Origin of the sequence: Streptomyces sp. NPDC046197, from assembly GCF_040646295.1 — a bacterium.
Classification (GTDB): domain Bacteria; phylum Actinomycetota; class Actinomycetes; order Streptomycetales; family Streptomycetaceae; genus Streptomyces.
Genome location: NZ_JBEYZY010000101.1, coordinates 1 through 1,586 on the forward strand (window position 1 = coordinate 1; position 1,586 = coordinate 1,586).

The following is a 1,586-nucleotide window of genomic DNA, read 5'->3' on the forward strand; positions in this document are numbered from 1 at the left end:
GCCACGCGCATCGCGGCCCCATTGCCCCATGACCCCTGTCCGTCGAACAGCCCCGCGGCCAGTTCCTGCCACCTATCAAACCCGAAAAGACAATCAATGGAACCAAATGGATTGAAACGATTCAAATCAATGCCGAAGAACGGGCAACCCTCGAAGATCAGTATGGCATCGATGAAGATATTATTGAGTACGTCACTGATAATGATGAAAGTACTAATTATGTTTATGATATCAATGAGGACTACCAATTATTCATCTTTCTGGCGCCGTATGCCCTCGACAAAGATGCGCTGAGATACATTACCCAGCCATTTGGCATGTTGCTCCATAAGGGCGTTTTATTCACGTTTAATCAAAGCGGCATACCTGAAGTCAACACGGCACTTTACTCGGCATTGGATAATCCCGAGGTTAAGAGCGTCGATGCATTTATTCTGCAAACACTGTTTACAGTTGTTGTCAGTTTTATCCCAATTTCTCGCGCCATTACCAAGAAACGCAACTATTTGGATAAAATGTTGAACCGGAAGACGAAGAACAGTGACTTGGTTTCACTTTCATATCTTCAACAGACGTTGACCTTTTTGTCCAGCGCGGTCCAAACCAATCTCAGTGAACTCGATCGTTTGCCAAAGACCCATTTTGGTGTCGGTGCTGACCAAGATAAAATTGATTTATTCGAAGACGTGCAAATTGAAGGAGAACAGGTCCAACGGATGTTTGAGATTGAAACCCAAGTCGTTGACCGAATCGATCATACCCTCAACAGCCTTGCTAATAACAACCTGAACGATACAATGAAATTTTTGACAATTTGGTCACTGACCATGGCTGTGCCAACGATCATTACCGGATTCTATGGGATGAACGTGAAGAAACTCCCGTTAGCCGGGATGCAAGATGCTTGGATGCTGACTTTGGGGATTTCTGTCGCCTTGATTGTGGCGATGCTGATTATGCTGAAGTTCTGGCGGAAGATGTGATGGGTGAGTGACTTGCTGCTGGGTGGGGGACTTTTTTGGAATGTGTATAGTTGAGCAGTTATGCTATTTTGAGCACCCTTCGGCTTCTGAAATACGCTCCGACGACCCTGACCCCGGCCACATAAGACAAAAAATCCAGTAGCGAACGTTTTTTGTTCGTTACTGGATTTTCTGCCTTATGCTCTGGGGTCAACCCGGGTCTTGTCACGTGTTGGTGATCTATTAGGTATCAACTATCTAGGAACACATACCATGCGTAAAACAGGCGCTTATCGGGTCTATACCCAGTCAAACTATAATATTGGTTTAGTGATGCATTTATTAAACCATTCAAGTGAAGCCATGACCTTAACGTATCTTGGATTAGATCAAGCTAGTCGAGAAACGATGTTAGACCAAATTGATTTTGGGTAATGAATGTTTAGAACTTAGTAGTCGTCCAAAAACGACTACTTTTTTTGTTGAATCGTCCAAGGACGATTCGATGCTTTTGACTTGTAAGAACAGGATTGAATGAAGCCATACTGTTCGCATATTTTTAGTGGATGAACAAACAAAATACGAGAGATTTTTTGTTCGTTCATCCAAAAAGAGGGACGATTT

General features: G+C 43.4%; 1 protein-coding gene and 1 pseudogene. One reads left to right on the top strand and one right to left on the bottom strand.

Annotation, left to right across the window (positions count from 1 at the left end; translation table 11 throughout):
- Nucleotides 1-236, bottom strand: a pseudogene (locus AB0A61_RS41045) (hypothetical protein); the annotation flags it as partial.
- Here AB0A61_RS41045 and AB0A61_RS41050 point away from each other — a divergent pair.
- Nucleotides 126-983: a magnesium transporter CorA family protein gene (locus tag AB0A61_RS41050; RefSeq protein ID WP_361304723.1), complete on the top strand. Its 858-nt coding sequence runs from the start codon at nt 126-128 to the stop codon at nt 981-983. The pseudogene AB0A61_RS41045 and the gene AB0A61_RS41050 overlap by 111 nt on opposite strands.
- Nucleotides 984-1,586: the final 603 nt, after the last annotated feature.